The 3,300-nt window shown below is 74.5% G+C and carries 4 protein-coding genes; all 4 read right to left on the reverse strand.

From position 1 onward, the window contains the following. Positions 1–735: CNNM domain-containing protein (locus HGA02_RS13850; protein WP_168679506.1), on the reverse strand; the 735-nt coding region annotated here is incomplete at its 3' end. Further along, the gene (locus tag HGA02_RS13855; RefSeq protein WP_168679510.1) at positions 732–2,123 is read right to left on the reverse strand and encodes a hemolysin family protein; all 1,392 of its coding nucleotides are present in this window, start codon (positions 2,121–2,123) and stop codon (positions 732–734) included. The genes HGA02_RS13855 and HGA02_RS13850, both read right to left, overlap by 4 nt. 184 nt (positions 2,124–2,307) lie before the next feature. Further along, entirely contained in the window at positions 2,308–3,009 is a 702-nt protein-coding gene (locus tag HGA02_RS20475) for a DUF2510 domain-containing protein (RefSeq protein WP_210728578.1), read from the reverse strand. Between the two features lie 113 nt (positions 3,010–3,122). Next, a partial coding sequence (locus HGA02_RS13865) for an excalibur calcium-binding domain-containing protein (protein ID WP_168679508.1) occupies positions 3,123–3,300 on the reverse strand: 178 nt, incomplete at its 5' end.

The following is a 3,300-nucleotide window of genomic DNA, read 5'->3' on the forward strand; positions in this document are numbered from 1 at the left end:
GGTCGCCCGGGTCGCGGCGCGCACGTCCGCGGCGGTCGCCCCCGACGGGACGGCGGTGGGGTCGCGGTCGGCGCGTGCGAGGTCGCCGACCGTGAGCGTCTGCAGGTCGAGCGCGCCCGTGACCTGCGCGGAGTAGGCCGCGTCGAGCGCGCCGACGTTCGCGGAGTGCTCGACGAGGTGCCGCAGGTCGTCGGGGTTCTGCCCGCTCGCGACGGTGTCGGTCGGCTCGACGCCGACCTTGCGCAGGCACCAGTTCGCGGCCTCGTTGAGCCCGCGCAGCAGGGGCCGCGTGAGCCACATGAACCCGCGCATGGGCAGCGCGAGGAGCGTCGCCGACGACTCGGGGTGCGCGATGGCCCACGACTTGGGGGCCATCTCCCCGACGACGAGGTGCAGGAACGTCACGACGACGAGCGCGAGCACGAAGCCCGCGACGTCCGACACCCACGCGGCCAGGCCCCACGACTCGAACAGCGGGGTCAGCCAGTGGTGCACGGCCGGCTTGGTGATCGCGCCGAGGGCCAGGGTGCACGCGGTGATGCCGAGCTGCGCGCCCGCCAGCAGGACCGTCAGCTCGCCGGACGAGCGCAGCGCGGCGCGCGCCGAGCGGCTCGTCGGGGCGTCGTCCTCCAGGCGGTGCCGCTTGGCGGCGAGCGACGCGAACTCGACCGCGACGAAGAACGCCGACAGCGCGATGAGCGCGACGGTCACGACGGCGACGACCAGCGGGCTCATCGGGCCTCCTCCGACGTGGCGGCCGCGATCTCGGCGGCGGTGGGCGGCGGCTCGGCGGGCACGGTGACCCGGACCGTCGCGGGGACGTGGCGGTCGACCTCGAGCACGTCGACGCGCATCCACACCTCCTCGGCGTGGTCGGCGTGCGCGAGCTCCGCCGGGTCGGCGGGCAGCAGCACGAGGACGCTCGTGCCGACGGGCGGCAGGGCGCCGTGCGCCTCGATGACGAGGCCCGCGATGGTCTCGACGTCGCCGCGCGGCAGGTCGCGGCCGATCGCGCGCTCGACCTCGTCGAGGTGCACGTCGCCGGGCATGACCCAGGCGCCGTCGTCGAGGACGGGCGCGGCGCCCGTGACCGGGTCGTGCTCGTCGGTGATCTCCCCGACGAGCTCCTCGGCCAGGTCCTCGACGGTGACGACGCCCGCGAGGCCGCCGTACTCGTCGAGCACGCACGCGAGCTGGTTGGTGCCGGTCAGCGCGCGCAGCGCGTCGGGCAGCGCCATCGACGTGGGGACGAGGACCGGCGGGCGCAGCAGCGCCGCGACGGGGGTGTCGTCGGGCTCGGTCGTCGCCAGGACGTCCTGCAGGTGCACGACGCCGAGCACGTCCTCGTCGTCGGACACGACGGGGTAGCGCGAGTGGCCGGTGCTCATGCGCAGGCGCAGGTCGCCGACGGTGTCGTCGGGACGCACGACATCGACGCGCGAGCGCGGGATCATCGCGTGCTCCACGTCCCGCTCGGGGAAGTCGAGGATGCGGTCGAGCAGCACGGACAGCTCGGTCGGCAGGTCACCGGACTGCGCGGACTCGGCGACGATGTGCTCGAGGTCGCGGACCGTCGCGGAGTGCTCGACGTCGTGGACGGGCTCGATGCGCAGCACGCGCAGGAGCGCGTTCGACGCGGAGTCGAAGACCCGGATCAGCCAGCCCATGACGCGCAGGTAGAGCGTGGTCGACGCGGCGAGCGCGATCGCGACGGGCTCGGGCCGGGCGATCGCGAGGTTCTTGGGGAACAGCTCGCCGAACACCATCTGCACGAGCGTCGAGAACAGCAGCGCCAGGACGGTGCCGACCGCGATGCCGACACCCGTCGGGACGCCGACGCCACCGAGGGCCTCGCCGAGGGACTCACCGATCAGGGGCTCCGCGACGTACCCGACGAGCAGGCCCGTCACGGTGATGCCGAGCTGCGCGCCCGACAGCATGAAGGACGTGCGCTTCGTGACCGCGAGCGCACGACGAGCGGCGGGGTCGCCGGCCGCGGTCCGCGCGCCGAGGCGCGACCGGTCCACGGCCATGTACGCGAACTCCTGCGCCACGAACCAGCCCGTGGCCGCGGTGATCGCGAGCACCACGAGCATGCCGACGAGCAGGGACAGCACCCACATCTCAGTGCTCACCCACCCTCACCGGTCGTCGTCGTCGGTGGGGTGGGTAAGGACTACAGCCGCCGTCCATCTCTCTCCAGGTAGGGGAACGTTCGCCTCGGCTCAACGATCCCGCATCCCGGGGAGTTCCGCCGTGCGACCGTGACGCCCGCCACGACCGCGCGGTGCGGGCGGACGGCCACCGTCAGTAGACCGCGGTGCTCTCCTCCTGGAGCCGCTGCTCCAGGTCACGCGCAGCGGCCACGGGCCCGGCGACGACCGGTACGAGCGCGACCAGGAACGCCACGACGACCACGAGCCAGCCCGCGGGTCTCAGCGCGGGGGCGCCACGGAAGAGCGCGCGCCGGTAGTCGCGCACCGCCCGCGACGCGAGCGCGACCGCGGCCAGCACGAGCAGCACCGAGAACGTGTTGACGACCGCCCGCATCCAGAGGCTGACGAGCCCCGACAGTGCCAGCACCCCGAGCGCGAACCCGAGGAACCAGAACGCGGTGCGGCGCACGGCACGCGCGTCCTCCAGCCGGTTGAGCTGGTAGGCCGCGCCCTGCGAGACCGTGTCGGCGAGGTTGAGCGAGTCGCCGAGGCGCGCCGGCACGTAGCCGAAGGTCGACACCGGTGCGGCCGACGTCGCAACCGCCGGCGCGGCCGAGGTCGCAACCGCCGGAGCGGCTGACGTCGCGACGGCCGGTGCCGCCTGCCCGGCCGGCGACCACGACGTCGACGCCACCGCCGGTCCGGGCGTGGCGACCGGTGCCACGGTCGCGTGCGCGCGATCCGGGTCGGGCGTCGTCTGCTCCGTCCACCGCGCGCCGTCGAACCAACGGCGCACCCCCGGCGTCACGCCGTCGGGGTACCAGCCGGGTGGGGCGAGCTCAGCGTCGGTCATCGCACGATCCTCGGACCGCGCCGCGACGCGCGACACCGCCTTCCGGGCGAATCACCCGGGCAGCCGATCCGGCGCCGGGCTCGGACGCGCGGGTCGTGGACGGTCCTGCCGAGTCACTCGCAGGCGACGCCGTCCTTGTCGCGGTCCAGACCCGAGCGGTAGCCGGCGTCACCGAGATGGAGCGGCGCGGCTCCGGCTGCGCGGGCCGCATCGCAGTTCGCGAAGTACGCCGACCCCCCGCTCGACCCGCTGCCGGACTGGCCCGACGACTTGGCCGCCGCGGCACGCGCC

Source organism: Cellulomonas septica (assembly GCF_012396155.1).
Taxonomy (GTDB): domain Bacteria; phylum Actinomycetota; class Actinomycetes; order Actinomycetales; family Cellulomonadaceae; genus Cellulomonas; species Cellulomonas septica.